Below are 25,943 nucleotides of genomic sequence, written 5' to 3' on the forward strand. Positions count from 1 at the left end.
GTATCGGCCCTGAAACGGCCTCGCTGAGACCCACGCAGACCGACACCACTGCCCCACAGCAACGCCAACTGTCAGTGCCCAGTAGGAGGATCCAGACATGTACGAGGGCAACGAACGCCACATCTGGAGCGACGACGGCATCGCTCGCATCAAGGACACCGACCGAGCAGTTGAGCTGTCCGCACTCCTCGACGAGAACGACCCGGCCCACGTGGCGATCGAGCAGACGCTCCTGCTCTTCGCGGCCAGCGGCGTCGAACTGTCCGCGCACGCGGTCGAGACCGCCGTCAAGGTCGGACGGCACCAGCACCGCATCCTCCAGGAAGCCGACGAGTCCGCGCACGGCGTCAAGCGCGACCAGGAGGGCGGAGTCGTCTACTACGCCCGCACCGGCTCGATCATCAAGATCGGTACCACGACCAACATGCACGCCCGCATGGCCGAGATCCTCCCCGACGAGGTCCTCGCCACCGAGCCCGGCAGCTACCGCCTCGAAGCCCAGCGGCACCGCCAGTTCCGCAAGCTCCGCGTCCCCGGCAAAGTCGAGTGGTTCCACGCTGGGCCGCTGCTGCAGGAACACGTCCTGTCCCTCCGTGCTCTCCACGGTGAACCGGATCCCGCGCTCCCCGTACGTCACAACAGCTGAGAGAGACTGGGGGCATGGAGTACCTCTCCCTGCCCCCAGGACTGCTCACCGCCTCCATGGCCGCCCGTGCCTGCGGGGTGAAGCCGGCCACCATCCGCGACTGGGTACGCCGCGGCATCCTCACCCGCGCCGGAGGCTCACCCAAACGCCCGTACTACCGCGTCACCGACGTCACCGAAGCCATGCTCGCGGCCAAGCCCAGCCGCCCCGGACAACGCGGAGTCACAGCCGCTTGACGTGCGACGATCCATGAGCCACGATCGCGGTGTACAACTGTGCCCTCAGACGGCACCACAAACACACGAGGCCCCGCCCGCCAGCGGGGCCTTTGCCGTACCCGGAGGAGGTGTCGTATGCCTCTGCCCGACGGCATGGCCACCGTCACCCTCACCGGCGACTACCCGCACCCCGACGGCATCCCGATGGTCGGACACGTCCGCCTCGAACCCACCGCCGGCCGCCTCATCCACACCGCCAGCGGCACCACCGTCCAAGGCCCCGCCCGAGCCAACTTCGACGCCAACGGCCACGTGTCCATCACCGTGGTCGCCAACGACGCCGACGGCATCAACCCCACAGGCGGCACCTACCAGCTCACCCTGTCGTTCTACGACGCCGACACCGTCACCTTCCCCGTGCGGCTCCTCAAGGCCACCCCCAACCTCAAGATCGCCGCACTCACCCCCGTCACCGCAGACGACGGCAACTACCTCCTCGTCCAGGGCCCACCCGGACCAGCAGGAGCCACCGGCCCGACCGGACCCACCGGCACGACTGGCGCGACCGGAGCCGCCGGAGCGCAGGGCATACAGGGGCCAGCAGGCGCCACAGGCCCACAAGGACCAGCAGGAGCCGGCGCCGCGATCCGCAGCAGCGACGGCCGGATCAACCTCCAGATCATCACCCCGCCCGTCGTCGCCGGATGGGCCATCGTCACCACCACGGGCGGCGTCGAGATCGGCAACACCATCCCCGGAGCCGTCGGCGACCGCATCTGGTACTCGCCGTCATTCCTGCGTACGTACGGCATCGTCGTAGACACCGGTATCCGAGGGGCGAGTGGCGTCTCTCGGTACACCAGCTCCGGCACCAGCACCCCCGAGACCGACGGGTACGCCCCGATGTACCCGCAGGCCGCGTTCGCTGGCGTCGCCGGTATCCGTGAATTCATCGTGCAACCCGGCGAAGTCGACGGATCCGGCAACGTGAAGATCGTGCTCGCCTACAGGGGAAACAGCGCCGACGGCACAAGCCAGAAGCTGTACTTCGGCGGCGACCCCTCCGGCTACAGCGGCGCCTTCTTCATCGCGAACATGGGCCCCGCACCCGCCTGACCACTACGCCCCCGTCAGCAGACCTACCCGCGGCCCCGCCTCCACGGCCGGCCATCGCCGCCGGGCCGCACCGTCACCTCCGGCACCTGCCCCGACCGGCGCGCCCTCGTCGTGCCCGCTACCGCGCCCACCATCAGGCACGCGGCGGGCAGCAAGAGCAGCCACCACTGCGTGATGACGGCCGCGAGCACCAGGACCAGGCCGACAGCGAACACCCCGAGCGCCCAGTCCGAACGTCCCTCTCCAGCCACAGCAACCCCCTCCAGTTGTAGGCGCAGCACGATACGGAGGCAGACGGCCATGCCCAAGTCTCAGCGCTGGCGCGTCTGCTCCACACCTGAGTGCCCCGAGTTCACCCAGCACGGCAAGTGCGACGCACACCGGGCCGAGGCCGAGCAGCGGCGAGGCAGCGCACGACAGCGCGGCTACGACCGAGACCACGAGGTGCTGTTCCGTAAGCCCGTCATCGCACGCGACCCGAAGTGCGTGTGCACCGCCGAGGGCCACGGGCACTGCGGCCCGTGCGGCCAGCCATCCCGGCACGCCGACCACCACCCCCACTCCCGCCGCGAACTACAGGCCTTGGGCCTCGACCCCAACGACCCGGAGTACGGGCGCGGCCTGTGCGGCCCGTGCCACAGCAGCCACACCGCACGCGAGCAGCCAGGAGGCTGGCACCGATGACCGACACCACACGCACCGTCGTACTCAAGCCCGGCGACACGCTGCTGATCGGCAACCTCGGACAGACGAGCGAGGACGCACTCGACGCACTGCACGAGGGCGCCGCCCGCCTCCGCTCCGCCCTCCGCCTGGCCGACGTCCTCCTGTTCGAAGCGGACATCGACACGGCAGCGGTCGCGCCGCTCGCGCCGGTACCTGACGCTGTGGTGCTCAGGCTCTTCGGCCGTGAGGCAGTGGCTGCGCACCGCGAGACGCTCGCCGCGTGGCTGAAGGCGAACGACATCGACCCAGACCTGGTCGCCGACGACTGGCTCAGCGTCGAGGAGAGCGCAGGCCTGCGCCTCATCCGCTACGCGGCCTACCGTCTGACGAAGGACGGCCGGCGACTGCGCGACCCTCGCGACGGCGACCGAGCCTGGACCATCGAGCGCGTGTCACCGCTGGCCGTCGACCTGGACCTTCCGGACGACGCGCGACGTCACAAAGAGTGACCCCAGACCATGATCACCCCGGGGGGTGACCCCCAATCAAGATCGTCTGGGGGACCGCCGGGGAGGGCGCTCCCTGTCTGTACGGGTCTGGGAGGCCCGCAGGCAGCGCCCAAGCGCCACGCACCGTAACCAGGTTCGGCCGCAACGGCCGGACCCCTTCCGAGGTGCCGCAACGGCACTGTGGGGGTGATCGGCATGGCCGGAATGGGCCCTGCCCCGAAGCCGAACGCCCGGCGGCGCAACGCCACCGTGGCCACGGTCGAACTGCCCGCCGCCGGCCGCGAGGGCGCAACGCCACCGTGGCCTCTACTCGCCGACATCGTCCTGTCGACGCAGCGGGACACAGCACAGCGAGCGGCCGATGAACTGGAACTGTCCCTGGCCGAGCCGAACCTGACCGGCCGCCAGCGCACCACCGTGCAGCGCAAGGCTGACGCGGCCCGGGAAGCGGCAGCCATCCTCACCGCCCAGCTCGGTGCCCAGGAGCGGGTGGAAGCCGAGCTGTGGGAGCAGCTGTGGGCGCTGCCTCAGGCTGTGGAGTGGGAGCGTGCCAGCTGGACGCGCGAGGTCGCGCAGTACGTCCGCTGGAAGGCCCGCGCGGAACAGGGCGACCTGGACGCGTCGAGGGAGGCCCGGCAGATGGCGGACCGGCTCGGCCTGTCGCCGCTGGCGATGCTGCGGCTGCGCTGGAAGGTTTCGGCGGACGACGAGGAGCGTTCCGCGCGTCCTCGTCGACGGGCGGCGACCACTGGCCGACGTCCGGACGATCCGCGGGCCACTCTGCACGTGGTGGAGTGAGCCGTGGGCGTCCTGATGGTCCCCGCGCCGGACGCCGAACCGTGGCCGACGCTGGGACCGCAGGTGTGCGACCTCATCGAGGAGCGGGCCGTCCACGGGCCCGGCGCCCTGCGCGGTCGGCCGTACGTGCTGGACCCGGAGAAGCGCGGGCTGATCTACCGCTGGTACGAGGTGTATCCGCAGGACCACCCGCGTGCGGGGAAGCGTCGCTTCAAGCGCGTCGGCCTGTCCGTCCGGAAGGGGACGGCGAAGACCGAGCTGGCCGCCGCGGTGGCGTTCGCCGAGCTGCACCCGGACGGGCCGGTGCGCTGCGACGGGTTCGACGCGGACGGCGAACCCGTCGGCGTCCCGGTGTCGGACCCGTTCATCCCGATGGTGGCGTACACCGAGGAGCAGACGGAGGAGCTGGCTTACGCGGCCCTGTACGTGATGGTCACGGAGGGCCCGGACGGTGACCTGTTCGACCCGGGGCTGGACCGCATCATGCGCTGGGGCGGCTCCGGCAAGGCCGTTCCGCTGGCATCCTCGCCCGACTCCCGCGACGGCGCCCGCACGACGTTCCAGCACTTCGACGAGACGCACCGCTTCACGCTGCCCCGCCACCGGGGCGCCCACCAGACCATGCTGGCGAACATTCCGAAGATCATGATGTTCGACCCGTGGTCGCTGGAGACGACGACCACCTACACGCCGGGCGAGGACAGCGTCGCGCAGGGCACGCACGAGTTCGCCGAGCTGATCGCGGCGGGCAAGTCGAAGGACCGGACGCTGTGCTTCTTCCACCGGGAAGCCACGCCGAAGCCGGACGAGGACCTCTCGGACGACCGGCAGATCCGGGCCGCGGTCCGGGAAGCGTCGGGGCCGTCCATCGCGGCCTGGCCGGACTTCGAGGGCCAGGTCGACGCGATCGTCTCGCTGTACAACGCGCCGGACACGGACCGGGCGTACTGGGAGCGCGTGTGGCTCAACCGGCGCGTGCAGGCAGGCCGTCAGGCGTTCTCGGTCGAGCGCTGGTCCGAACTGGCCCGGCCCGGCCAGCCGCTTCCGCCCAAGGGCGAGAAGATCGTGATCGGGTTCGACGGCGCCCAGTTCCGTGACGCCACCGCCCTGATCGCGACGCACCTCGCGACCGGCTTCCAGTGGTCGCTGGGCATCTGGGAGTGCCCGCCCGGCGCCAACGACGACGGTGGTGAGGCCTGGGAGTGCCCCGAGGACGAGGTCGACGCCGTCCTGGTCGAGGCGTTCGGCAAGTGGGACGTGGTCCGCCTGTACGCGGACCCGCCGTACTGGGAGGGCATGATCAGCCGCTGGAAGGGCCGGTGGGGTGACAAGCGGGTCACCGAGTGGTGGACCAACCGGCTCAAGGCCATGGCGTACTCGCTGAAGGCCTACCAGGGCGCCATGAAGTCCGGCGCCCTCACCCACTCCGGTGACCCCGTCTACGCCCGGCACATCGCCAACGCCCGCCGGAAGATGCTCAAGATGCTCGACGAGCAGGGACAGCCGCTGTGGGTCATCGAGAAGGAACGCCACCAGTCGCCGCTGTCCATGGACGGCTCGATGGCCGGCTGCCTGTCGTGGGAGGCCTACCGCGACGCTATCAAGGCGGGTCAGAACAAGCCGAAGAAGAAGGCCGCCATGGTCGTGATGTGAGAGGGAGGCGGCTGTGGACCTGAACAACCTGACCGAGGAGGAATGGGCCACCTACCTCTCCCGCAGCCACGACTTCGAGCTGCAGGAACTCCAGTCGCTGAACGCCTACTACGAGGGCGACCAGCCCCTGTCGTACATGCACCCGGAGCTGCTGAAGGAGATCGGCGACCAGATCCGCCAGGTCGTCATCAACTGGCCGCAGCTGGTCGTCGACGCCGTCGAGGAGCGCCTGGACGTTGAGGGGTTCCGGTACCCGGACTCCGACTCGGCGGACGACGACCTGTGGAAGTTGTGGCAGGCCAACGGCATGGACGAGAAGAGCCAGCAGGCCCACGTCGACGCCCTCGCCATGAAGCGGTCGTTCCTGGTAGTCGGGTCGAACCCGAAGGATGCCGCCACCCCGCTGGTCACGGCCGAATCGGCGCTGCAGATGTACGCCGACTTCGACCCGGCGACGCGAGAGATCCGGGCCGCGCTGAAGCGGTACAACGAGATCGACCCGCTCACCGCAGCCGTCCGCGACCGGTACGCCACCCTGTACCGGCCCGACGCCACCGTGCACTTCAAGTCCGGTGGCCCGGGCACGTGGACGGTCATCGACCGGGACGACCACAAGGTGGGTGAGCCGCTGGTAGCGGTCATGCCGAACCGGGGCCGTCTGCTGGTTCCTGGCGGTCAGTCGGAGATGAAAGCCGTTCTGCCCGTCTCGGACGCTGCCTGCAAGATCGCCACTGACCTGATGGTCGGCGCCGAGTTCCACGCCCTGCCCCGAAGGGCCGCGTTCGGCTTCGACGAGGAAGACTTCGTGGACGTCAACGGCAAGCAGCTGTCGGTGTGGTCCCGTCTGACCGGGCGGATCTGGTCGACGTCCAAGACGAGGAAAGAGGACGGCGCCGACGTCATCCAGTTCCCCGCCGCCGACCTGTCCAACTTCCACGACACCATCGAGCTGCTCGCCCGCATCACGTCCGCGCTGGCCGCGCTGCCGCCCAACTACATGGGCCTGGTCGCCGACGACGCCGCCTCGGCGGACGCGATCCGCTCGCGCGAGACCCGGCTCATCAAGCGGTGCGAGCGCAAGCAGAAGCCGTTCGGCGGCGGCTACGAGCGGATGAACCGGCTGATCATGCGGATCATCGACGGGTCCTGGGACCCGAGGCTTCAGCGCCTGGAGACCCTGTGGCGGGACCCGGCCACCCCGACGTTCGCGCAGAAGGCCGACGCCACGGTGAAGCTGGTGCAGGCCAAAATCATTCCGATCCCGCAGGCCCGCGAGGATCTGGGCTACTCGGCCTTGCAGCGCGCCCGTATGGCGGAGATGGACCGCGACGCCTTCACCCGCGCGCTGGGCGACGACTTCGCCGCCGGGTACGGGCCCAAGCCGGGCGACCCGGCCATACCGGCCGTGCCTGGGCCTGCCGGTCCGGTTCCGGTGGGGTAGCCCGTGGTCGACACGATGACGCGGGCCGTCGCCCTGGAGCAGTACAGGCATCAGCAGTTCCTGGTACGGCGTGCGGTGAACCGGGTTCAGGCGGTGTGGGGGCAGATCAGCCAGCGGGACATCAGTGGTTCGTGGGCCCAGTTGTCGCCGCTGCTGGTGGCCGCGGTGACCGAGGCGCAGACCGAGGCCGCACGGCTCGCCGATCCGTACCTGGACGCGGTCCTGGCCGCCGAGGACGCCGACCCTGCCGCCGCTGGGAGGGTCGTGCCGTCCGCGTTCGCGGGGATCGCCTCCGACGGGCGCCCGCTGCTGTCGCTGCTGTACCAGCCGGTCATCGACTGGAAGGTGCGGATGCTCGCCGGGCAGTCCCCCGACGATGCGTTCCGCGGGTCCCTGGCAAGCGCCCTGCGGATCACCTCCACACAGGTTGCGGATGCCGGGCGCGGGGCGACCAGCGTGGCCATGGCCGGCCGCCGGACCATTCAGGGCTACGTGCGTGTGGTGCAGCCGCCCGCCTGCGGACGGTGCGTGATCCTGGCGGGCACCGAGTGGGGCTGGAACAAGGGCTTCCAGCGGCATCCCCGGTGTGACTGCATCCATCTGCCGACGACGCTGATCGCCCGCAACCAGCACCGGGGCGGCCTGCGCGGCGACAGCTTCTCGCCGACGACGCGGCCGGGCAGCGCGGAGCGCGGGTTCATCAGCCCGCGCGCCTACTTCAACGGCCTGTCCCGCGCCGAGCAGGACCGCGTCTTCACCCAGGCCGGCGCGCAGGCGATCCGGGAGGGAGCGGACATGGCACAGGTCGTCAACGCCCGGCGCGGCATGTCGACGATGACCGCCTACGGCCGCCGCGTGCAGGCGACCACCGAGGGCACGACCCGGCGCGGCGCCTTCTACCGGCAGGAACGAGCACGCGCGGTCGCGGCCGGGCAGACGACGGCCGCGAACTTCCGGCTGCTGACGCCACGCCTGATGCCCGAAGAGATCTACCGGCTCGCGCAGAGCCGGGACGAGGCGCTCGCCATGCTGCGGCGCTTCGGCTACCTGACCTGACCCCGGCGCAACGCCGACGGTCACCACCTCCTGCAACGGGAGCAGCAATGAGCACACCTCCAGCGCCGGCCACCGACCCGGCGGGCAACCCGCCGACCCCCGGACCGGCCCCGGCAGCACCCCCCGCCCCTGCGGTACCCGCAACGCCGCCGGCGCCCGCCCCGGGCGCACCTCCGGCGGGTGACGGTGACCCGGCGCTCGGCCCGGAGGGAGAGAAGGCCCTCACCGAGTGGAAGAAGCGGGCCAAGGAAGCTGAGCAGCGGGAGAAGGACCAGGCGGCCCGCCTCAAGGAGTTCGAGGACCGCGACAAGACCGAAGCGGAGAAGCAGGCGGACGCCCTGAAGGCGGCCACCGAGCGCGCGGAGCAGGCCACCCGGCTCGCGGTCAGCTCTCAGGTCGAGGCCCTCGCTGCGGGCCGCTTCCAGGACCCTCAGGACGCGGTGACCGCCCTCCAGAGCGGCACCTTCGTCACGGCGGACGGCACGGTCGACCGGGCCGCCATCACGGCCGCGCTGGACAACCTCCTGACCCAGAAACCGCACTGGGCGCCGTCCGGTCCGCTCACACCGCGCCCGGACCCGTCTCAGGGGCCGCGCCCCGGCGGCACTGCGGGCGGCGTCGAGGACCAGATCGCTGCGGCGAAGGCCAAGGGCGACTGGCGAACGGTGCTGTCCCTGGAAAACGCCAAGCTCGCCAACGTCAAGAACTGATCATCCGGGCAGGCAGGACGCCGCGCCCCGCACCCTAAGGAGCCCCCATGGCTGGGAGCATCACTGCCCTGGGCACGACGTACAACCTGCCCAACTACACCGGCATCCTCCACCAGCTCACCCCCGACGACACCCCGTTCTTCTCCGCGATCGGCGGCCTGACCGGCGGCGGCCAGAGCACCGCGAAGGAGTTCGAGTGGCAGACCTTCGACCTGCGCAACGCAGGCCAGAACACCGCCCTTGAGGGGCAGGACGCGCCCACGGACCAGGAGCGGGTGCGCGGGTCGGTCGACAACATCACGCAGATCCACCACGAGACTGTCGGCGTCTCCTACACCAAGCTCGCCGCGGTCGGCGCGCACTCCGGTCTGAACATCGAGGCGACCAACCCGGTCCGCAACGAGCTGGACTGGCAGACGGAGCAGATGCTGAAGCAGATGGTCCGCGACGTCGAGTGGTCCTTCGTGAACGGCCTCTACCAGAAGCCGTCCGACAACACGACGGTCCGCAGGACGCGCGGCATGATCCAGGCGATCACCACCAACGTGCAGAGCTTCGGCTCGGCGCTCGGCTCCGCGGCCGGCGCGATCAGCACGGACGCGTTCACGCTCTCTGCTCACGGCCTGGTGGCCGGCGACCAGGTCACCCTGGACACCATCGTCACCCTGACCGGTGTCAGCGCGGACACCCCGTACTACGTGGTGACGGTGACCACGAACACCTTCAAGCTGGCCGCGACCAAGGGCGGTGCGGCCATCGACCTGACGGGCGGCGACGGCACCGCCAACGTCACGAAGCTCGCCGCAGTCAGCAAGAGTGCCATCGACGGTCTGCTGCAGACGGTCTTCGACAACGGCGGGATCATGGAGTCGGAGACCGCGACGCTGGTCGTCGGCTCGACCTCGAAGCGGGGCGTCACCGACGCCTACGCGAACGCCTACGGCAAGTACCAGGAGACCAGCCGTTCCGTCGGCGGCGTCAACCTGCAGACGATCCAGACCGACTTCGGCGTGCTGAACATCATGCTCGACCGGCACATGCCCAAGCACAAGATCATGGTGGCGTCGCTCGAAGAGTGCATGCCGGTCTACCTGGAGACGCCCGGCAAGGGTCACTTCTTCGCCGAGCCGCTCGCCAAGACCGGCGCCAAGGAGCGCACCCAGCTCTACGGCGAGGTCGGCCTGAAGTACGGCAACGAGCGCAAGCACGGCCTGGGCACCGGCTTCCTCGCCAGCCTGTAGACGGGGAGACGGACGGTGGCACTGGCAACCCTCGCGGATCTGGTCGAGCGGCTCGGCCGTGACCTGACGGCAACGGAGGAGCGTCAGGCCACCGCCTGGCTGACCGACGCGACCGCGCTCATCCTGAAGCCGTTCCCGCAGTACGCGACCGCACCCACGGACATCTCCACCAAGGTCTGTTGCGCCATGGTGCTGCGGAAGCTGGACAACCCGAACGGGAAACGGCAGGAGTCGCTGGACGACTACTCGTACACCATCGACTCGTCCCGCTCGCGGGGCGAGGTGTACCTGTCCGACGACGAGGCCGACGAGCTGCGGCCTCCGAAGAAGTCGGCGTTCAGCATCGTCCCTGGCGCACCTGTCGAGGAGTCGTGAACGTCGACGGCGTCCTCGCCGCCGGCAGGACGGCGGCCGAGTCCCGGATGCGGGACACCGTCCGCCTCTACACCCAGGCAGATGACGTCTTCAACCGGACCACCGGCACCACGGTGCCCGGGGCGAAGACGACGCTGTACGAGGGCAAGGGGCGGGTCAAGCCCATCGGGCAGAGCGGCGGCGAGGACACCTCCGCCGGCGAACGCGAGGTGCTGCTCCGGGAGTACGAGGTGTCGCTGCCCTGGGCCACGGTCCTGCCCGGCGGCACCCGCGTACTGCCCGGTACCCGCATCGAGGTCCTGGTCTCGCCCGATGCCCGCATGACGGGTCTGGTCCTGTGGGTCGTCGCAGCCCAGTTCCACGACCAGGCGACAGCCTGGCGGATCAGTACGGAGGACAGGTCATGACGGCGGGACGCTTCGACATGCGCGACGTGCGACGCCTGGAACGCCACCTGGCGCGCAGCATCCCCCGGGTCCGTAAGGACGCCCGCGCGGTCACCACGCGCGGCGCCCTCAACGTCAAGAACAACTGGCGGGCCAACGCCCGGGCCACCAGCGGGAAGCACGCCAAGCACTACCCGCGCACCGTGGGCTTCGACATCGCCGCCTACGGCCGCGACCTGTTCATGGCCACGATCGGCCCGGACAAGGCCGGGATCCAGGGCCCGCTGGGCGCCATCCTGGAGTACGGGTCGGTGCACAACCCGCCCCACAACGACGGCGGCCGGGCACTGGCCACCGAGATGCCCCAGTTCCTGGCCCAGATGGAACTGCTTGCCGCGCGCGGCCTGGCCTGGTGGTGACTCGATGGCCACACCACCGGATGTCCTGCCGCACATGGACGCCGTCCAGGCCGCCCTGGAGGCCGTCGACCTGACGGTCTACGTGGGCGGCGCCCCCACCGGCGAAGGCTGGACGCCGCCGGACAAGTTCTGCGTGCTGTACCCGGACCCGGGTATGGCGGTACGGGCGTCGCTCGCCGACGACCGCACGCACTTCGACTCGACCATGCAGGTCACCTGCGTGGGCAGTGACGTCGAGCGCGCCCTGTGGGTGGCCTCCCGCGTCCGCCTGGCCCTCGCCGTGCCCCTCACGGTCGTCGGCCGGTCCTGCTGGCCGGCCGAGGACCTCGGCGGGCCGCCCGTCCAGCGGGACGACGACGTCGCCCCGCCCGTCTATTTCGTGCCGGTCCAGTACCGGATCTGCTCGACCCCCGCCTGACCCGACAGGAGAGTCCCTCATGGCGCTTCTCGCCCAGCAGGTCGTCGCACTGAGCGGCCTGACCCCGACCTACTCGGCTGCTGCCGCGTCCACCACGGTGACGTGCGGCGAACGCAGCTTCCTGCACGTCAAGAACACCAACGGCTCCAGCATGACGGTCACGCTCACGGCGACCGCTAAGGTCCGCGGCCAGGCCGCCGCCGACGTCGTCGTGACCGTCCCGGCGACGACCGGCGACAAGATGATCGGCCCCATCACGGCGGACCTGTTCGCCTCCGCGGTCGACGGGGTGAGCGCGTCGGTCACCTACTCGTCGACGACCAGCGTCACCGTCGCCAGCCTCGTCATCTGACCTCGCCCGGCCTGTCCCGTCCGCCCCGCCCGCCCCGCCTGCCCGGGGCTTTTTTCATGCCCTGAGGAGGGTTCATGTCCGACCTGATCAACGACGGAATGACCAAGGTGAGCTGGGTTGCCAGCATCGCCAACATCAACGCGCCGACCGCGGCCGAGCTGACGGCGGGCCAGGACTTCACGACCCGCATCACCCCCGACGGCCTGAAGATCGACCCGTCCACGGCGGACGTCGACACGTCCAGCCTGGCGTCGACCTTCGACACCAAGACCGTGGGCCGCGTGGGCTTCGACACCGAGACGACGTTCAAGCGCGGCACCACCGGCCCGGAGGACCTGCCCTACACGACGCTCAAGTACGGCGTCAGCGGCTACCTCGCCATCCGCCGCGGCGTCGCCTACGCCACCGCCTGGACGGCCGGGCAGAAGGCCGAGGTCTACCCGATCACCTGCGGCGAGCCGCAGAACAACGCTCCCGCGGCGAACGAGGTCATGAAGTTCACCTCTCCGATGAAGGTCACCAACCCGCCGGCGACCGCCGCGACGGTCGCCTGATGCCGAACATCGAGGACATCCTCAAGGCCGCGAAGCCCCGGGAACGCACCGTCCGTGTGTGCGTCCGGGGCGACCTGGCCAGCGAGGCGGAACGCCTCGCGGACGAGCTGGCGCAGGTGTCGCAGGAGTGGGAGCCCTCCAGCATCGCGGACGAGCACCCCGCGCGCACGATCGCCGCCCAGCTGCGCATCGCGCAGACGGCGGCCAAGGCCGCCGAGGAGCCGTTCGTCCTGCGGTTCATCGGCGACCAGGCCTACAGCGACCTCCTGGCCGCGCACCCGTCGGACAACGCCAACGAGCTGTTCGACGACCGGACGTTCCCGAAGGCGCTGATTGTCGCCTCGTGCGTCGACCCGAAGATGACCCCCGAGCAGGCCAACGCCCTGTTCGAGATCGTCAACAAGGGCGAGCAGAAGCGCCTGTTCGATGCCGCGTGGGAGGTCAACAACGACGCGGCAGCCGACGCGTCCCCTTTCTCGCTGGCCGCCTCCGCACTCCTGGCGGCCGTTGGCGGCGAGAAGTAGAAGCCGCCCGCGCCTGGGGCGTGCCCCGCTCCGTGTTCATGGGGCGCACCGTCGGGCCGGGCGAGCCGTTGTGGCTGGCCGAGGACCGGGCATGGGCGTTCGCCCTGCTGGAGGTTGAGGCGGACGCCTGCCCGGAGTGCAGGCAGCCGTGGGGCGAGGCCACCGATGCGGCGAACGAGTTCAGCTACCGGGCTGAGCTGATCCGCTGCCACGCCTGCACGGCGTCAGCGACGGCCGTGAAGGCCTACCAGGACAAGGGCGGCAAGTCCGAGGGGCTGCACGTCCACATCGAACGGCGCCCGTAGCGCCCTGACGTGACGGGGGTGAGCTGTGGCCACCCGTACCGTCAACGTCCGCCTGGTCGCGGACGTCAACCAGTACACCCGCAGCATGCGGCGTGCCGCCGACAACACGTCCCGCATGGCCGGAATCGGGGCGAAGGCCGGCACGGCGATGGTCGCGGCGTTCGCGGTCGCCGCCGCCGCGGCGGCCAAGTTCGACAAAGAACTGAGCAACGTCCGCGCGGTGACGAGCGCGTCGGCAGCGGACATGGGCAAGCTCCGGGCCGCCGCGCTGGAGGCCGGGAAGACCACCAGCTTCACGGCGACGGAAGCAGCCCGCGCGGAGGCCGAGCTCGCGCGCGCCGGCGTCACGACCGCCGACATCATCGGCGGCGCCCTGAAGGGGTCGTTGGCGCTGGCCGCTTCCGGGCAGGTCGACCTCACCGAGGCCGCCGTCGTCTCCGCGCAGGCGATGAACACCTTCGGCCTGGCGGGCAAGGACGTCACCCACATCGCCGACCTGCTCGCGGCCGGCGCCAACAAGAGCGCGGCGGACGTGCACGGCCTGGCCATGTCGCTCCGTATGGGCGGCCTGCTGGCCCACCAGACCGGCCTGTCCATCGAGGACACCGTCGGCACCCTGGCGGCGTTCGCCGACCACGCCCTGATCGGCTCGGACGCAGGTACCAGCCTCAAGGTCATGCTGCAGCGGCTGGTGCCGCAGTCCAAAGAGGCCAAGGGCACGATGGACGCCATCGGCTTCTCCGCCTACGACGCGTCTGGCAAATTCGTCGGGTTGTCCGAGCTGGCCGGCCGGATGAAGACGTCGTTCTCGAAGCTGACGCCCGAAGCCAGGAACTCGGCCATGGCGACCATCTTCGGTGCGGATGCCGTCCGGTCGGCGACGATCCTCTACGAGCTGGGCTCGGAGGGCATCAACGAGTACGTCAAGTCCGTCAACGACCAGGGCGCGGCGGGCCGCATGGCCGCCGTCCAGACCGACAACCTGATCGGCGACCTGGAGCGGCTGCGCGGCGCGTTCGAGGTCGCGCTCATCGAAGGCGGCTCGTCGGCGAACGGTGCCCTGCGCGACATGACGCAGTGGGTCACCCGTCTCATCAACCTGTACAACGGCCTGTCACCGGAGCTCCAGCACGCCGTCACCCTGTTCACCGGGGTCGGCGGGGTGGTGACCCTCCTTGGAGCCGGGCTGCTGCTTCTGCTGCCGCGCATCGCGGCGACCCGGGCGGCACTGGTCAGCATGGGCATCACGGCCGCCCGCACCCGCGCAGCGATGATGGCCCTGGGGCGGCTCGGTAACGTGGTGATCGGTCTCACCGCGGTGAGCTGGAGCATCGACAAGATTGCCCAGCAGTTCGAGGCGACCCCGCCGAACGCCACGAAGATGGCCAACAGCCTCGTCGACCTGGCCCAGAAGGGGAAAGCCGCAGGCGAGCTGACGCGCCTGTTCGGCGACAACCTCGACGGATTCGGTGAGGCCGTCAAGCGCATCGCGCACCCGGGCGGCATGGACCGGGTCGAGGACTTTTTCGGGTCGTTCGACCCGGGCACCGACAAGGGCGGTCCGGGCCTCGACAAGGCGACCAAGAGGGTCGAGGCCCTCGACGAGGCGCTCGCCGCGCTGGTGGACTCCGGTAGTCCCGACGTGGCAGGCGATGCCTTCGGCCGGATGGCCGCGGAAGCCGAAGCGCAGGGCACCAGCACGGAGAAGCTGCGCACCCTGCTGCCGAAGTACAACGAGGCCCTGGTCGGGACCGACACCCAGTCCAAGCTGACCGCCGAGTCCCAGGCCAAGCTGGCGAAGGAAGCCAGCATGACCGCCGACGAGCTGCAGGACCAGCGGACCGAGGCGGAGAAGCTCTCGGACGCGCTGAAGAACCTGAACGGCGGGGCCATCTCGGCGGCCGAGTCCGAGATCTCCTTCCGTCAGTCCCTGAAGTCTCTGTCCGATGCAGTGAAGGACAACGGCCACAGCCTCGACGTGACCACGGAGAAGGGGCAGGCCGTCAAAGGCGCCTTCCTGGACGCGGCCAAAGCGGCGATGGAGAACGCCAACGCGGTGGCCGAGCAGAAGGGCAGCCAGGAGGCGGGCCAGAAGGTCCTGACGAAGGACATCCGGCTGCTCAAGGAGCAGATGTCCGCGCTGGGCTTCTCCAAGGACGCGATCGACCGGCTCACAGGTGCCTACCTTCGGCTGCCTCCGGTGGTGCCCACGAAGGTCGAAGCGAAGACCACGCAGGCCATGAAGGACCTGGAGGCGGTGAAGGCGAAGGTCGCCTCGACCAAGGGCAGGTCGTTCACGATGTCCGCGCTGACCAAGGAAGCGCGCACCGCCCTGGAGGACCTCGGCTTCAAGATCAAAACCACCAAGGGCAAGAAGGTCACCATCACCGTGCCCACCGGTGCCCAGAAGACAGCCGTCGATGCCCTGGCCGCCGCGATCCGTGCCCTGCAGGACAAGTCTGTGGCCGTGACCACGACGTTCTACACGAGGGGGACCAAGAGCAAGGTTGCTCCCGCGCACCGCGACTACGGGGCGCAGGCCGACGGATCGATCCTGTCCTTCTACGCGGACGGCGGGGTGCGGGAGAACCACGTCGCGCAGATCGCGCGCAAGGGCTCCTGGCGGGTGTGGGCGGAGGACGAGGCTGGGGACGAGGCGTACATCCCGCTCGCCTCCAACAAGCGGCCGAGGTCGCGGCAGATCGCCGCCGAGACGGTGAAGCGGCTCGGCGGCAGCGTGCAGTGGTTCGCCGACGGCGGTATCCCCGGCTTCACGTACGCGCCGACGGGCAGGCCGGTCCTCGGTGGGCCGTCGGACGCCAAGTCGCGCTACGACCAGGAGATCGAGGACCTCAAGAAGGCTTGGGCCGACCTCACCAAAGCGTTGGCCGACGCCAGGAAGAAGACCGACGCCCTCAAGGACGCCGAGCGGAACCTCGCGCGGGTCCGCAAGTCGAAGCCGACGAAACGGCAGCTGGAAGCCGCGCAGGACAGGGTGGCCGACGCCCGCAAGGCGAAGGGCACGGCCGACGCCAAGGTCCGCCAGGAGCGCGCCGACGTCTACGCCGCCGACGCCGAACTGGGCCTGAAGAAGGGCGCGAAGGCACCCCGCGGGTTCAACCTGAAAGCCTACGAAACCCAGTTGAACGAGAGCGTCGCGGCGACGGAGACGTGGCGCAAGAACCTGTCGAAGATCGGGCAGCGGGGCGGCAAGGAACTCCAGCAGCTACTGGAGGGCATGGGCGAGGACGGCTACGCACTCGTCAACGCCCTCGCCGGGGCGTCCGACAAGCAGTTCAAGTCCATCGTGGCCAAGCTGGAGAAGACCGGTGACTTCGCCAAGGCGACCTTGAAGGACTTCACCAGCCAGCTCGGCAGCTCGACGAAGGAGAGCCAGAAGTTCGCCGCCGACCTCCAGAAGCTGGCGGCGGCCGGGTTCGGGGACCTCGCCCAGGCCCTCGCCGCGCAGGGTGACGCCTCCGCGATGGCCCTCGCCTCCGAGGCCGTGGGCAACAGCAAGGCGGCTGCGGCGGCCAACGCCCAGGTCGGCAAGGCGCAGTCGACGCTCACCGGCGAGGACCTCGCGAACTCGCTGGTGCTGCTGTCCACCCTCCGGGGCGGTCCGGGGCGCGGGTATGCCGACCTGATCGCCGCCGGGCTGGACACGGCGACGATCAAGGCTCTGGTCCCGAAGATGACCAAGCAGATCGGCGGCCTGCCGGAGGCGAACAAGGCGACGTTCGTCCGGCAGTGGGTCGCGCAGGGCGGCAAGGCGATGGCGGCCGGCGGCATCCTCAACCGGCCCACCATGGTCCTGGGCGGCGAGGCCCGCGTGCCCGAGTCGTGGATCCCGTGGAACGGCAGCGCCCGCTCCAGGGCGCTGCTCGCCAAGACCGCCGCCGCCATGGGCTACCAGATGGTGCCCGCCGGACGGTACGGAGGCGGCGGCGTCTCCTCGGCGGCCGTCGCCCGGGAGGTGTCCCGGCAGATCACCGTGAACCTGTACGGGGCCAAGCAGTCGACGGCCGAGCAGGCCCACGACATCGGCCGAATCATCGCCTTCACCAGCTGAAAAGGGGTTCGGTATGCCGTACACGCCGGGCGCCGCCCTGGACGGCCTCAGGGCGAGCCTGGGCAGCGTGAACCTGGGTGCCGTCGACTCCGACGGCACCGCCTGGTTCCTCCAGAGCCTGGACGGCTGGGACAGCCCCGAGGTCCGCGCGGAGTTCACCGACCGCGAGGCCGACCACGGCGCCTGGGCGTCCCCGGTCTACCTCGGCTCACGCCCCATCACCCTGGCCGGCACCATCGTCGCCCCGTCGCAGGACCTCCTGGAGGCGGCGATGGAGCGGCTGCGTGCAGCTGCCGCCCTCACCGACACCGTGCTGACGGTGTGGGAGACGGTGGCGAAGCAGGCCACGGTGCGCCGCAGCGGGAAGCCGCTCATGCAGTACGTCACCGACACCACGGCGACGTACTCGGTGATGGTGACCGCGCAGGATCCGCGCCGGTACAGCACCACCCTGTCCACCGGCACGACCGCGCTGCCGTCCACCACCGGCGGCCTCGCCTTCCCCGCCGCGTTCCCCCTCACCTTCTCGGCGGCGACCGTGGCCGGACTCATCAACGCCGTGAACTCCGGGACCGTGGACACCCGGCCGGTCCTCACCATCACCGGCCCGGTCGTCGCCCCTGTCATCGCCGCCCTGTACCCGGACGGCACCGTGCGCCAGCTCATCTACTCCCTGGACCTGGTCACCGGGGACGTCCTGACCATCGACACCGACGCGCGGACCGTCCTGCTGAGCGGCGGGGTGTCGAGGCGCCGGTTCATGACCGTTGCCGGGGGCTGGCCCGTCATCCCCGCTGGCTCGTCCGTCAGCTACCAGTTCCAGTCCGGCACCTACAACGCGACCGCGATGCTGACCGCCTCTTGGCGCTCGGCATGGATGTGAGGAGGCCGGTATGCCGGTAGACCCGTGGGCCATCGACACCCTGACGTTCTCCGGGCTGGAGGCCCGCAACGCGGACAGCATGCTCGTGATGGGCAACGGGACCGCGCTCGGCTCCCGGTCCGGGGTGCGCCCCGGCGACCCGGGCCTGACCGTCACCCTGGCCGGTACAACCATCAACTGCAGCGCGGGCGTGGCTGCCGTCGCCTACGCCGGGCAAGGCATCTACCGGGTGGCGTTCCCCTCCTCGGTGTCTCCCGGCACCTACACCGCCGCGCACGCCACCCTCAACCGCATCGACCTGGTGTATCTGCGGGTGTGGGACAACGCGGTCGACGCCTCCGGCCTCAACAAGGCGGACATCGTCTACCTGGCCGGCACCCCGTCCGGATCGCCCGTCGCGCCGACTCCGGCGGGCACCCAGATCTACATGCCGCTCGCCACGATCACCGTGCTGTCCGTGTCGAACGGCGGCACCGCCTCCGTGTCGACCGCTGTACGCCCGGCGACCGTTGCACCGGGCGGCATCCTGCCCGCCACTACGGCCCCGTCCAGCCCGTACACCGGCCAGTACTACGACGACGGCAGCAACCTGCGCCGCTGGAACGGCACCGCGTGGCAGACCGTGTCACCCCTGGCCGTGTCTGCGTCCGACCAGATCAGCATGCCGGGCTCGTTCACGACGGGTAGTTTCGTCGACTTCACCGCCGGTCAGTGGCCGCCCGTGACGGTGACTGTGCCGCCCTCGGGACAGGTGCGGGTGACGATCGGCGCGGCCGTCGCGAACACCGTCTCCGGCAGCGCGACGGCATGGGCATCGTGGCGGGCCACCGGCGCGTCCACCATGGGCGCCTCCGAGAAGAACTCGGTGACCACGATCGGAGCCCGCACGTACGCGAGCCGGGTGTACGTCCTGTCCGGGCTGACTCCGGGCGCCTCCCTCACGATCACGCCGGTCTACCAGGTGTCCGCAGCCGGCACGATCGGCTCGGTGACCCGCGTGTCCGACGGACAGCTCATCGTGGAGCCGATCGCCGGATGAGCGCCGTCACCCTGGCCTGGTTCGGCTGCGATCTACAGACCGGCGGGATCATCGAGGACCTGCCCGCCCTCACCCCGTCCGGAGCCCTGTCCCGCAGGCTCGGCGACCTCACCACCCTGCAAGCGACCCTCACCCTGCCCGGTGCCCCGAGGGGGTGGGCGGAGGCTACCGCCCCGGGTGCCACGCTGCTGGTCGCCGTCGACACCGCCACCGACACCCCGCTGTGGGCCGGCGCCGTCGTGTCGAGGGAAGGAGGCAGCGGCCAGAGCGTGCAGCTCGGCGCCGCCACCCTGGAACGGTATTTGGACGGCCGCTACCCCGGCACCCAGACCCTCATCGGAGCCGACCAGGCCGCCGTCGTCACCGCGCTCGTCACCCCCGCGCTTACCGACGGCCCGCCGCTGGTCATCGACGCCCCCGCCACCGGGGTGACGCTGGACTACCTGACCCAGGACGGCGACGACAAAACGATCCTGTCCTGCCTCCAGGAACTCATGGGCATGGACGGCGGCCCCGAGTGGACCATCGACGTCACCTGGAACGCCGCCCACAACGGCTTCGAATTCCCCCTGCGGGTCCGGCCCTCGGTCGGCCTGCACACGGCGACCTCGTGCACATTCGACTTCCCGGGCTGCGTCGCCGCCTACACGCTCGCCGAGTCCTACGAGGCGGGCAAGGGCGCCACCGTCGTCGTCGCGCGCGGCGAGGGCGAGGGAATCTCGCGTCTCACCTCGTCGCCGCACGTGGCGACCGTGCTGATCGCGAACGGCTGGCCGCGCTGGGAATACCGGTTCACCCCCGCGACGGGCGTGACGGACCCCGACCAGTTGGAGGCGCACGCCGCCCGGTCCCTGGCGCTGATGGCGCAGGGAGCCCAGGTGTGGTCCGTCGAGGCGGTCGCTTCCCGAGCCCCGCGCCTGGGCCAGGACTGGGGGCTGGGCGACAGCATCCACCTGGCCGTCGAGACCTCGCCCCGCCACCCCGCCGGCGCCGACATGACGGCCCGCTGCTGGTCCTGGGAACTGGACGCCGGCGCCGACCGCGTCCGGCCGATCCTTGTGGAGGAGAGCTGATGCCCCGACAGCTCGACCAGCTGCCCGCCGACGCAACCAGCCTCGCCCGCCGCCTCGTCACCCTGGAACGGGAGGTGAAGGAGCTGAGGGCCGCCCGCCGTCTCGGGTCGGCGACGGCGAGCAACATCCGCCTGTACTCGGCGGACGGCACGGTCCTGCTGGCCGAGCTCGCCCCCGACGACAGCGGCGCGGGTGGCCTGTGGACCCGCGGCCTGCAGAGCCCCCTCAACATCTCGTCCTACCTCGGCTCCGGAGAACTCGCGTTCCGGCCCGTTGAGAACGGCCTCGTCCAGGTGCCGGGCCGCGTCTACTACGACAGCGACGCATACCAGTACTCCGACCTCACCCTGACCTCAGGCGCGGTCGCCGCAACCGACCACCAGGCCCTGCTCAGGCTGGAATCGGTCTTCCTGGGCCAGACGCCCTACGCCTACCTGCAGAGCGAGAACGGCGGCGAGTGCGGCCTCGACGTCACCGGAATCCTGACCGCGGGAAGTTTCGCCTTCGGCCAGGCCGCCATCACACCGTCCGCCGCGAACACCCCCACCTCGGTGGCCGTCACCGGCCTCAGCGTCAAGGGCACCACATTCCTCGGCTACGCCGTGGCCACCACCACCAGCCCCGGATCACAGGTCACCGGCACGAGCGCCACCTCGGTCACCTCGTCGGGCCTGACCGTGTGGGCCACCCGCACCAACACCACGCAAACCTTCGTGAACTGGATGGTGATCGGCCTGTGAGCACGCCCGCCCCCGCACCTGTCTTCGAGCCCGCGCTGTGGTACTCCGTCGTCGCCCGCGACGACAACGAGGCCTGCGCCAACAACGGTCAGGAGTTCACGGTGAACCCCTGCTACTCCAACGGCGGCATTGTCGTCATCGAGTGCGGCCTGTGCGGACAGCACATGACGCTCGTCTCCGCGGCCCTGCTCGACCCGCAGCCAGAGTTCTCCTGACCCATCTCGACCCATTCCGCCCCGGAGCCAGCAAGCCGGGGTTTTCTCATGCTCTGGAGGGCTCGTGAAGACCGGACCTCAGCGGTATCCAGGCGCGAGCCTGGCCGCCTGGTATCAGGACACGTTCGGTGGCGACGCGATGGAGGTGAACGTCGTTGTCCTGCACACCACGGAGGGTCGCGCGCTGCCCGACTACGGGGGTGGCGGGTCGGCGCCGAACCTGACGGCGGTCCCTGATCTGGCGGCGAAGAAGCTGCGCTGGTTCCAGCATTTCGACATTGAGACGTCGTCGCGGGCGCTGGTGAACAAGCCGGGTGGCGTGGCGACGAACACCCTGAACGTCTGCCAGGTCGAGCTGGTCGGCACGTGTGATCCCGTCACGCACCGCGAGTGGGGCACCAAGCCGCACATCTTCTGGCCGGAGGCCCCGGACTGGGCGCTCGCCGAGCTGGTGGTGTTCCTGCGGTGGATGAACGCGCAGCACGGCGTACCGCTGGCGGGCCCGAAGGCGTGGCCCGCATACCCGAGTTCATACGGGGCGACGGACTCGCGGTTCACGTTCGCCGAGTGGAACGCGTTCGCTGGCGTGTGCGGCCACATGCATGTCCCGGAGAACGACCACGGCGACCCCGGCGCCCTGGATTTCAACCGACTGCTCGCCCTGGCCAAGGGCACCACCGAGGAGGACGACGTGCCGCTGACCGATGCGGAAATCAGCAAGATCGCCAAGGCGTCGGCGAAGGAGAACTGGGCGTACCTGCTCGACTCGCCGACCGCAGCTGAGGGCACGAACCCGGCGCGGACGGCAGGGACGTTCCTGCGCTACGGCGACGCGAAGTATGCCGCGACCACCGCGCAGATCGGTGCGTTGCAGGGCGCGGTGACCGCGCTCGCCGCTGTGGTGGGCAACGCGGGCGGGATCACCGCCGAACAGGTCCAGGCCGCCGCCGAGGCAGGCGCCAACGCCGCGCTGGACCGGCTCGGCGACGCACTCACCGAAGGGAACTGACCATGAAGGTGTCGAAGTACGCGAAGGCAGTCACGTCCGGACTGGCCGCGGGCGCAGCCTCGCTCGCCACCGCCCTGGCCGACAGCACCATCACCACCCAGGAAGGACTGACCGCCGTGGCGGCTGTCCTCGCCGCACTCGGCTTCACCTGGGCGGTGCCCAACAGAGACCCGCAGGGCAAGGCGTGAGCACCCCGGACCCCGGGGTGTACATCTCCACTGCTCAGATGTATCAGGAGGTGAGGGACCTGGCTCAGACGGTCGGCCGCATCGAGTCCAAGGTGGACGGCTTCATCGACGAGGCGAAGGACATCCGCTCGGATGTCCAAGACCATGAGCTCAGGATCCGCACCCTGGAACGCGCCCGCTGGCCGATGCCCACGATCGGTGTCCTCGCCGGACTCGCCGGCGCCGCGACGGGCGCTGTCGCCCTGTTCGCCAGATGACTGCGGCCCCGCTCTCTTCGGAGGGCGGGGCCGCTTTCGTGCGTCCAGGGTCAGTTCAGGGCGTCGATGGCCTTCACGATCAGGGCTCTCGCTTCCGGCCCGTACACGGCCATGCTGCGCATCTGCTCGAACGCCTTCACGTACATGGCGATCTCCGACGGCTGAGTTACCTGCACCCGCGCCGACAGCAGCTCGACCGAGACGAGCGCCTCGTCGTATACGTGGAACAACTCCTGCGGCCACATCCGCCGTCGTGGGGTCGCACTCGGGATGACACCCAGCGATACCGCTGGCAGGGCCCCCGCGGTCAGCAGGTAGCCGAGTTGGGCAGCCATGGCGTCCGCGTCGCCCAACTGGTAGTAGAGCACCGGCTCCTCGATGACCATTGAGAACCGGTGGCCCGGCTCGTGCAGGACCCGAGAGCGTTCCAGCCGGGCGGCCACAGCCTCGGCGACATCGTCGGGGATCTCCCGGAACTCGGCGATCGACGACAGCAGGCCGGCCGCGTACCCCTCGGTCTGCAGCAGACCGGGGACGAGGGTCGGCGAGTAGATCCGGAACAGCTGCGTCGACTTGAACAGGGGGACGTAGCTGTTCTGCAACTGCTTCAGCCCGGTGCGGACCTTCCTCCGCCACTCCATGTACATGGATTCGGCGTTGCGGGACTGGGCGATGATGTCGTCGGCTTGGCCGGTGGCGCCACACGCTTCGCACCAGCGGCGGATGTCGTCGGCCGAGGGCGGGGTGCGGGCGCCCTCGATCCGGTACGTCTTCGGGTGGGACCAGCCGCAGCGCCCAGCCAGCTCAGGCCCAGTGATCCCCGCGTCGGCACGTAGTTCTTTTAGACGCCCGGCGACGGCTTCGCGGGCGGCCTGTGCCGACGAGGACGGGGAGAGGGGCATGAGATGGCCTGGTCACTTTCGCGTTAGCTGATCTTGTACTTGTCGTGGGGAACGGCGCGTTCCCACACCGCCTCGAAGGCGTCGGCGCACAGCTTGGCCGCAGCGGGTTCCTCGCTGATCTCGCCGCCACCAGAGGCGCCTTCACCGGTGAAGTGGTTCCACCGGATCAGGCGGCCATCGATCAGCCAGAAGTCGTTGCCCGGCAGCGCGATGTCGCTGGCCTGACGGCGCGGCAGCCACCTCACCTGTTCGCCAGCCTCCACGTTCACGACGGTGCTCGCGTGCTCGTATCGGATGTAGTCGCTCACCGGCTCGGAGACGATACGGGCGCGGCGCACGGTCACGCCGCGGGCGACCGTGCGGTGGATGAGCGCTACCCACGGACCCCAGTAGGGCGAGTGGGGGTCGGTGTCGCGCTCCCCGGTGCTCTTCCAGCGGGCGAAGTCGTCGGCCTCACCGGCAACTCCGTAAGAGTCGCGCATTTCCAGGTGCACGGCGGAGTGCTGGGCTCCGTCCAGGAGTTCATCGAAGCTGGGCACGTTCTGCGGCATCGCACGCCTTCCTCAAGATCGGCACCATGCGGGCCGGGATACGGACAACTGCCTCATGCTCGGGGATCCCTGCCGCATGCCCGGGAACTTCGAAAACAGCGCACTCTTCTTCGAGCTCAGGGCCTGGCTTCCAGCCTTGGATGACCAGTTCGTTCGTGCTGTCGTCGACCCACACCGTGGGGCTTTCACCTGTGCCCGTGGTCGGGTCGATCCCGATGAACTGTAGGGCCATGACCGCCTCCTGCACGTTTTGTGTTCAGAGATGTACACCACCGTCTTGCACAGTCCTTAGCTGGTCAAGACGGCAAATAAGTCACGTGTACATCCGTGCACATTCCTGGCGGTGGCGGTGTACGCGCTCCTAGCGTCGGCAGACATGAGAAATCCCGGCGACCGCGCGAACGGCCCCGGGATGCGGCCGACACCGTGAAGGAGCGTCGACATGAGGCAAGTTACAGCCTCACCATCAACCGCTGAAGAGCAGGAAGTGCTCCCGCTACCACCTTTGAGCGGACTGTCCGAGCGGCAGATCCGCGGTACCGCCTGCATCTGGGGCGGCGAGACCCTGAACACGGAGACAGCCGTCGACCTCGGCGAACGCACCACGCAGCGCGGCGGACAGCCCCTGCGGTGGTTCCCCCGAGCCTGCCGCCGCGACGTCCAGGCCGCCGCCCTAAAAGCCCTGCACAAGCACGCGCCCGGATGCGGGCAGTGCGCCACGGACGGCCTGCGCTGCGACACGGGCCGCACCCTGAACCAGATCGCCCGGAGGTACCGATGACCGGGCAGCAGGCGCCGCCGGAGGACGCACGGAAGTCGCTGGAGGCCGGGCGCGCGGCCGGCTACTGCTGGCTGGGCAATCCGGCCGGGGCCGGCCGCTGCACCCGTCCGCCGCACCACAGCGGCCGTCACCTCGACAGTTACAACGGGCGCCACTCTCCCGCCGACACGTCCGGCAACAGCTGGTCATGACCGCGACCCTGCATGTGTGCCGCCACTGCGACGGTCTGATCCTGGACCCCGAGGACGCGGTCGAGGTCGCCTACGAGCACGGCAACTCCGGGCCCGGCCGCAGCATCTGGGCGCACCGTGAGCATGCCGACCTCGTCGACCGGATCGACCCGGACGCCCTGCGCATCATGACCCGCATATGGGCCCACCGGGAGAAGGACACCCAGCCCTGAACCGCCCGCCCCGCACCCCGTGAACACCTGAGGGCGGGCGGGACCAGGCCCCGGCCGGAGCGCGTCTCCCGGCCGGGGCCGCTCCATGTCTGCCGCGAGCTGGACGTGCGACTCACACGTCCAGACGTCCGACCAGAGCTTTCACTCGGCTACCACTCGACCTTCCAGGTGTCGTCCTCCGATTCGCCTTCGACAAGTGGAGGCCGCTCCAGCACGACAACCTCGTACCGTTCGACGAGGCTGTCCTCTTCGAGGCTGTCACGCACGAGCACGGTCCTCAGCAGTACGCCGTAGTTGAGAGCCCAGGCACCTTTGGCCGCCTCCAGCGCCTTGTCGAAGTCGCCGGGGCGAACCACTCGGATGATTTCCGGGTCTTGCTCAAGGTCACCTGACACCCCAGCCACCACCCTTGGATGGGTTGGCCAACTGGCCGTCCAAGCGGG

Annotated in this window: 36 protein-coding genes; 31 read left to right on the forward strand and 5 right to left on the reverse strand. The window is 69.9% G+C overall.

Features of this window, described 5'->3' with window-relative positions:
- Positions 1–97 precede the first annotated feature (97 nt).
- The 3 genes from AOK08_RS43300 to AOK08_RS46590 all read left to right on the forward strand — a co-directional run bounded on the left by AOK08_RS43300 (position 98) and on the right by AOK08_RS46590 (position 1,980).
- On the forward strand, positions 98–646 hold the full coding sequence (locus AOK08_RS43300; RefSeq protein WP_055527178.1) for a GIY-YIG nuclease family protein: 549 nt from the start codon (positions 98–100) through the stop codon (positions 644–646).
- A gap of 14 nt (positions 647–660) precedes the next feature.
- Positions 661–882: a MerR family transcriptional regulator gene (locus AOK08_RS18805; RefSeq protein ID WP_055527181.1), complete on the forward strand. Its 222-nt coding sequence runs from the start codon at positions 661–663 to the stop codon at positions 880–882.
- Between the two features lie 117 nt (positions 883–999).
- A complete protein-coding gene (locus tag AOK08_RS46590; RefSeq protein WP_055527184.1) occupies positions 1,000–1,980 on the forward strand; it encodes a hypothetical protein in 981 nt (326 codons plus the stop codon).
- A 23-nt stretch (positions 1,981–2,003) separates the two neighbouring features.
- Here AOK08_RS46590 and AOK08_RS18815 read toward each other — a convergent pair whose 3' ends face one another.
- Positions 2,004–2,231 (reverse strand): hypothetical protein, encoded by a 228-nt coding sequence (locus AOK08_RS18815; protein WP_157876720.1) that lies wholly within the window; start codon positions 2,229–2,231, stop codon positions 2,004–2,006.
- Between the two features lie 49 nt (positions 2,232–2,280).
- On the opposite strand from AOK08_RS18815, the gene AOK08_RS18820 reads away from it, so the two are divergent.
- The 25 genes from AOK08_RS18820 (at position 2,281) to AOK08_RS18940 (ending at position 22,863) form a co-directional block, all read left to right on the forward strand.
- Positions 2,281–2,664, forward strand: a complete 384-nt coding sequence (locus tag AOK08_RS18820) for a hypothetical protein (protein ID WP_055527188.1) — start codon at positions 2,281–2,283, stop codon at positions 2,662–2,664.
- Complete coding sequence (locus AOK08_RS18825) at positions 2,661–3,155, forward strand: hypothetical protein (protein WP_055527189.1); 495 nt, start codon at positions 2,661–2,663, stop codon at positions 3,153–3,155. Before AOK08_RS18820 ends, AOK08_RS18825 begins: the two co-directional genes overlap by 4 nt.
- 195 nt (positions 3,156–3,350) lie before the next feature.
- Positions 3,351–3,953 (forward strand): hypothetical protein, encoded by a 603-nt coding sequence (locus AOK08_RS18830; RefSeq protein ID WP_157876721.1) that lies wholly within the window; start codon positions 3,351–3,353, stop codon positions 3,951–3,953.
- 3 nt (positions 3,954–3,956) lie between these two features.
- Positions 3,957–5,606 carry a hypothetical protein gene (locus AOK08_RS18835; protein ID WP_055527193.1) on the forward strand — a complete coding sequence of 550 codons (1,650 nt, stop codon included), beginning with the start codon at positions 3,957–3,959 and terminating at the stop codon, positions 5,604–5,606.
- Between the two features lie 13 nt (positions 5,607–5,619).
- Positions 5,620–7,047: a phage portal protein gene (locus tag AOK08_RS18840; protein WP_055527197.1), complete on the forward strand. Its 1,428-nt coding sequence runs from the start codon at positions 5,620–5,622 to the stop codon at positions 7,045–7,047.
- Between the two features lie 3 nt (positions 7,048–7,050).
- A complete protein-coding gene (locus tag AOK08_RS18845) occupies positions 7,051–8,103 on the forward strand; it encodes a VG15 protein (RefSeq protein ID WP_241826999.1) in 1,053 nt (350 codons plus the stop codon).
- 47 nt (positions 8,104–8,150) lie between these two features.
- Complete coding sequence (locus AOK08_RS18850; RefSeq protein WP_055527198.1) at positions 8,151–8,813, forward strand: hypothetical protein; 663 nt, start codon at positions 8,151–8,153, stop codon at positions 8,811–8,813.
- Positions 8,814–8,860: 47 nt separating this feature from the next.
- Positions 8,861–10,054, forward strand: a complete 1,194-nt coding sequence (locus AOK08_RS18855) for an SU10 major capsid protein (protein WP_055527200.1) — start codon at positions 8,861–8,863, stop codon at positions 10,052–10,054.
- 15 nt (positions 10,055–10,069) lie between these two features.
- The gene (locus tag AOK08_RS18860; protein WP_055527202.1) at positions 10,070–10,429 is read left to right on the forward strand and encodes a hypothetical protein; all 360 of its coding nucleotides are present in this window, start codon (positions 10,070–10,072) and stop codon (positions 10,427–10,429) included.
- Positions 10,426–10,836 (forward strand): DUF6093 family protein, encoded by a 411-nt coding sequence (locus AOK08_RS18865; protein WP_241827000.1) that lies wholly within the window; start codon positions 10,426–10,428, stop codon positions 10,834–10,836. Before AOK08_RS18860 ends, AOK08_RS18865 begins: the two co-directional genes overlap by 4 nt.
- A complete protein-coding gene (locus AOK08_RS18870) occupies positions 10,833–11,234 on the forward strand; it encodes a hypothetical protein (protein ID WP_055527211.1) in 402 nt (133 codons plus the stop codon). Before AOK08_RS18865 ends, AOK08_RS18870 begins: the two co-directional genes overlap by 4 nt.
- A gap of 4 nt (positions 11,235–11,238) precedes the next feature.
- The gene (locus AOK08_RS18875) at positions 11,239–11,652 is read left to right on the forward strand and encodes a hypothetical protein (RefSeq protein ID WP_055527214.1); all 414 of its coding nucleotides are present in this window, start codon (positions 11,239–11,241) and stop codon (positions 11,650–11,652) included.
- A gap of 19 nt (positions 11,653–11,671) precedes the next feature.
- Positions 11,672–12,004 (forward strand): hypothetical protein, encoded by a 333-nt coding sequence (locus AOK08_RS18880; protein WP_055527216.1) that lies wholly within the window; start codon positions 11,672–11,674, stop codon positions 12,002–12,004.
- Positions 12,005–12,078: 74 nt separating this feature from the next.
- Positions 12,079–12,558 (forward strand): phage tail tube protein, encoded by a 480-nt coding sequence (locus AOK08_RS18885; protein WP_055527219.1) that lies wholly within the window; start codon positions 12,079–12,081, stop codon positions 12,556–12,558.
- Positions 12,558–13,082, forward strand: a complete 525-nt coding sequence (locus tag AOK08_RS18890; protein ID WP_055527221.1) for a hypothetical protein — start codon at positions 12,558–12,560, stop codon at positions 13,080–13,082. The genes AOK08_RS18885 and AOK08_RS18890 overlap by 1 nt, the downstream gene beginning before the upstream one ends.
- Positions 13,083–13,120: 38 nt before the next feature.
- On the forward strand, positions 13,121–13,387 hold the full coding sequence (locus AOK08_RS18895) for a hypothetical protein (protein ID WP_055527302.1): 267 nt from the start codon (positions 13,121–13,123) through the stop codon (positions 13,385–13,387).
- A gap of 25 nt (positions 13,388–13,412) precedes the next feature.
- Entirely contained in the window at positions 13,413–17,459 is a 4,047-nt protein-coding gene (locus tag AOK08_RS18900) for a phage tail tape measure protein (protein WP_055527223.1), read from the forward strand.
- 13 nt (positions 17,460–17,472) lie between these two features.
- Positions 17,473–18,342 carry a phage tail family protein gene (locus AOK08_RS18905; protein WP_055527225.1) on the forward strand — a complete coding sequence of 290 codons (870 nt, stop codon included), beginning with the start codon at positions 17,473–17,475 and terminating at the stop codon, positions 18,340–18,342.
- 10 nt (positions 18,343–18,352) lie between these two features.
- On the forward strand, positions 18,353–19,381 hold the full coding sequence (locus AOK08_RS18910) for a hypothetical protein (protein ID WP_055527228.1): 1,029 nt from the start codon (positions 18,353–18,355) through the stop codon (positions 19,379–19,381).
- The gene (locus AOK08_RS18915; protein WP_055527230.1) at positions 19,378–20,454 is read left to right on the forward strand and encodes a hypothetical protein; all 1,077 of its coding nucleotides are present in this window, start codon (positions 19,378–19,380) and stop codon (positions 20,452–20,454) included. The genes AOK08_RS18910 and AOK08_RS18915 overlap by 4 nt, the downstream gene beginning before the upstream one ends.
- Complete coding sequence (locus AOK08_RS18920) at positions 20,454–21,194, forward strand: hypothetical protein (RefSeq protein WP_055527232.1); 741 nt, start codon at positions 20,454–20,456, stop codon at positions 21,192–21,194. Before AOK08_RS18915 ends, AOK08_RS18920 begins: the two co-directional genes overlap by 1 nt.
- Positions 21,191–21,409, forward strand: coding sequence for a hypothetical protein (locus AOK08_RS18925; protein WP_055527236.1), 219 nt, complete (start codon positions 21,191–21,193; stop codon positions 21,407–21,409). Before AOK08_RS18920 ends, AOK08_RS18925 begins: the two co-directional genes overlap by 4 nt.
- Before the next feature lie 64 nt (positions 21,410–21,473).
- Positions 21,474–22,418, forward strand: coding sequence for a hypothetical protein (locus tag AOK08_RS47410; RefSeq protein ID WP_241827001.1), 945 nt, complete (start codon positions 21,474–21,476; stop codon positions 22,416–22,418).
- A 2-nt stretch (positions 22,419–22,420) separates the two neighbouring features.
- Positions 22,421–22,606, forward strand: a complete 186-nt coding sequence (locus AOK08_RS18935) for a hypothetical protein (RefSeq protein WP_055527238.1) — start codon at positions 22,421–22,423, stop codon at positions 22,604–22,606.
- Positions 22,603–22,863, forward strand: a complete 261-nt coding sequence (locus AOK08_RS18940; protein ID WP_055527242.1) for a hypothetical protein — start codon at positions 22,603–22,605, stop codon at positions 22,861–22,863. Before AOK08_RS18935 ends, AOK08_RS18940 begins: the two co-directional genes overlap by 4 nt.
- A gap of 50 nt (positions 22,864–22,913) precedes the next feature.
- Here AOK08_RS18940 and AOK08_RS18945 read toward each other — a convergent pair whose 3' ends face one another.
- From AOK08_RS18945 to AOK08_RS43320, 3 genes are read right to left on the reverse strand one after another with little or no spacing between them, the layout of a single operon-like run.
- Positions 22,914–23,765 (reverse strand): helix-turn-helix domain-containing protein, encoded by an 852-nt coding sequence (locus AOK08_RS18945; protein WP_055527245.1) that lies wholly within the window; start codon positions 23,763–23,765, stop codon positions 22,914–22,916.
- Positions 23,766–23,788: 23 nt separating this feature from the next.
- On the reverse strand, positions 23,789–24,316 hold the full coding sequence (locus AOK08_RS18950; RefSeq protein WP_055527247.1) for a DUF6879 family protein: 528 nt from the start codon (positions 24,314–24,316) through the stop codon (positions 23,789–23,791).
- The gene (locus AOK08_RS43320; RefSeq protein WP_079054123.1) at positions 24,288–24,548 is read right to left on the reverse strand and encodes a hypothetical protein; all 261 of its coding nucleotides are present in this window, start codon (positions 24,546–24,548) and stop codon (positions 24,288–24,290) included. The genes AOK08_RS18950 and AOK08_RS43320 overlap by 29 nt, the downstream gene beginning before the upstream one ends.
- A gap of 273 nt (positions 24,549–24,821) precedes the next feature.
- Here AOK08_RS43320 and AOK08_RS18955 point away from each other — a divergent pair, with 273 nt between their 5' ends.
- Genes AOK08_RS18955 through AOK08_RS18965 form a run of 3 tightly spaced genes read left to right on the forward strand, consistent with a single transcriptional unit; the run spans position 24,822 to position 25,500 of the window.
- Positions 24,822–25,097, forward strand: a complete 276-nt coding sequence (locus tag AOK08_RS18955; RefSeq protein WP_241827002.1) for a hypothetical protein — start codon at positions 24,822–24,824, stop codon at positions 25,095–25,097.
- Entirely contained in the window at positions 25,094–25,288 is a 195-nt protein-coding gene (locus AOK08_RS18960; RefSeq protein ID WP_055527257.1) for a hypothetical protein, read from the forward strand. The genes AOK08_RS18955 and AOK08_RS18960 overlap by 4 nt, the downstream gene beginning before the upstream one ends.
- Positions 25,285–25,500 (forward strand): hypothetical protein, encoded by a 216-nt coding sequence (locus tag AOK08_RS18965; RefSeq protein ID WP_055527259.1) that lies wholly within the window; start codon positions 25,285–25,287, stop codon positions 25,498–25,500. Before AOK08_RS18960 ends, AOK08_RS18965 begins: the two co-directional genes overlap by 4 nt.
- 149 nt (positions 25,501–25,649) lie before the next feature.
- Here the strand turns inward: AOK08_RS18965 and AOK08_RS18970 are convergent, their stop codons facing one another.
- A complete protein-coding gene (locus tag AOK08_RS18970; RefSeq protein WP_055527261.1) occupies positions 25,650–25,856 on the reverse strand; it encodes a hypothetical protein in 207 nt (68 codons plus the stop codon).
- Positions 25,857–25,943: the final 87 nt, after the last annotated feature.

The organism is Streptomyces graminilatus (assembly GCF_001418565.1).
GTDB classification, from domain to species: Bacteria; Actinomycetota; Actinomycetes; order Streptomycetales; family Streptomycetaceae; genus Streptomyces; species Streptomyces graminilatus.

Bases quoted from the DNA above. Each gene is read 5' to 3' on its own strand.
- AOK08_RS43300 (WP_055527178.1), top strand. From the start codon at position 98: ATGTACGAGGGCAACGAACGCCACATCTGGAGCGACGACGGCATCGCT.
- AOK08_RS18885 (WP_055527219.1), top strand. From the start codon at position 12,079: ATGTCCGACCTGATCAACGACGGAATGACCAAGGTGAGCTGGGTTGCC.
- AOK08_RS18870 (WP_055527211.1), top strand. From the start codon at position 10,833: ATGACGGCGGGACGCTTCGACATGCGCGACGTGCGACGCCTGGAACGC.
- AOK08_RS18830 (WP_157876721.1), top strand. From the start codon at position 3,351: ATGGCCGGAATGGGCCCTGCCCCGAAGCCGAACGCCCGGCGGCGCAAC.
- AOK08_RS18850 (WP_055527198.1), top strand. From the start codon at position 8,151: ATGAGCACACCTCCAGCGCCGGCCACCGACCCGGCGGGCAACCCGCCG.
- AOK08_RS18910 (WP_055527228.1), top strand. From the start codon at position 18,353: ATGCCGGTAGACCCGTGGGCCATCGACACCCTGACGTTCTCCGGGCTG.
- AOK08_RS18945 (WP_055527245.1), bottom strand. From the start codon at position 23,765: ATGCCCCTCTCCCCGTCCTCGTCGGCACAGGCCGCCCGCGAAGCCGTC.
- AOK08_RS18880 (WP_055527216.1), top strand. From the start codon at position 11,672: ATGGCGCTTCTCGCCCAGCAGGTCGTCGCACTGAGCGGCCTGACCCCG.
- AOK08_RS18820 (WP_055527188.1), top strand. From the start codon at position 2,281: ATGCCCAAGTCTCAGCGCTGGCGCGTCTGCTCCACACCTGAGTGCCCC.
- AOK08_RS18890 (WP_055527221.1), top strand. From the start codon at position 12,558: ATGCCGAACATCGAGGACATCCTCAAGGCCGCGAAGCCCCGGGAACGC.
- AOK08_RS18920 (WP_055527232.1), top strand. From the start codon at position 20,454: ATGCCCCGACAGCTCGACCAGCTGCCCGCCGACGCAACCAGCCTCGCC.
- AOK08_RS18915 (WP_055527230.1), top strand. From the start codon at position 19,378: ATGAGCGCCGTCACCCTGGCCTGGTTCGGCTGCGATCTACAGACCGGC.
- AOK08_RS46590 (WP_055527184.1), top strand. From the start codon at position 1,000: ATGCCTCTGCCCGACGGCATGGCCACCGTCACCCTCACCGGCGACTAC.
- AOK08_RS18950 (WP_055527247.1), bottom strand. From the start codon at position 24,316: ATGCCGCAGAACGTGCCCAGCTTCGATGAACTCCTGGACGGAGCCCAG.
- AOK08_RS18895 (WP_055527302.1), top strand. From the start codon at position 13,121: ATGGGGCGCACCGTCGGGCCGGGCGAGCCGTTGTGGCTGGCCGAGGAC.
- AOK08_RS18855 (WP_055527200.1), top strand. From the start codon at position 8,861: ATGGCTGGGAGCATCACTGCCCTGGGCACGACGTACAACCTGCCCAAC.
- AOK08_RS18960 (WP_055527257.1), top strand. From the start codon at position 25,094: ATGACCGGGCAGCAGGCGCCGCCGGAGGACGCACGGAAGTCGCTGGAG.
- AOK08_RS18935 (WP_055527238.1), top strand. From the start codon at position 22,421: ATGAAGGTGTCGAAGTACGCGAAGGCAGTCACGTCCGGACTGGCCGCG.
- AOK08_RS18965 (WP_055527259.1), top strand. From the start codon at position 25,285: ATGACCGCGACCCTGCATGTGTGCCGCCACTGCGACGGTCTGATCCTG.
- AOK08_RS18825 (WP_055527189.1), top strand. From the start codon at position 2,661: ATGACCGACACCACACGCACCGTCGTACTCAAGCCCGGCGACACGCTG.
- AOK08_RS18875 (WP_055527214.1), top strand. From the start codon at position 11,239: ATGGCCACACCACCGGATGTCCTGCCGCACATGGACGCCGTCCAGGCC.
- AOK08_RS43320 (WP_079054123.1), bottom strand. From the start codon at position 24,548: ATGGCCCTACAGTTCATCGGGATCGACCCGACCACGGGCACAGGTGAA.
- AOK08_RS18805 (WP_055527181.1), top strand. From the start codon at position 661: ATGGAGTACCTCTCCCTGCCCCCAGGACTGCTCACCGCCTCCATGGCC.
- AOK08_RS18905 (WP_055527225.1), top strand. From the start codon at position 17,473: ATGCCGTACACGCCGGGCGCCGCCCTGGACGGCCTCAGGGCGAGCCTG.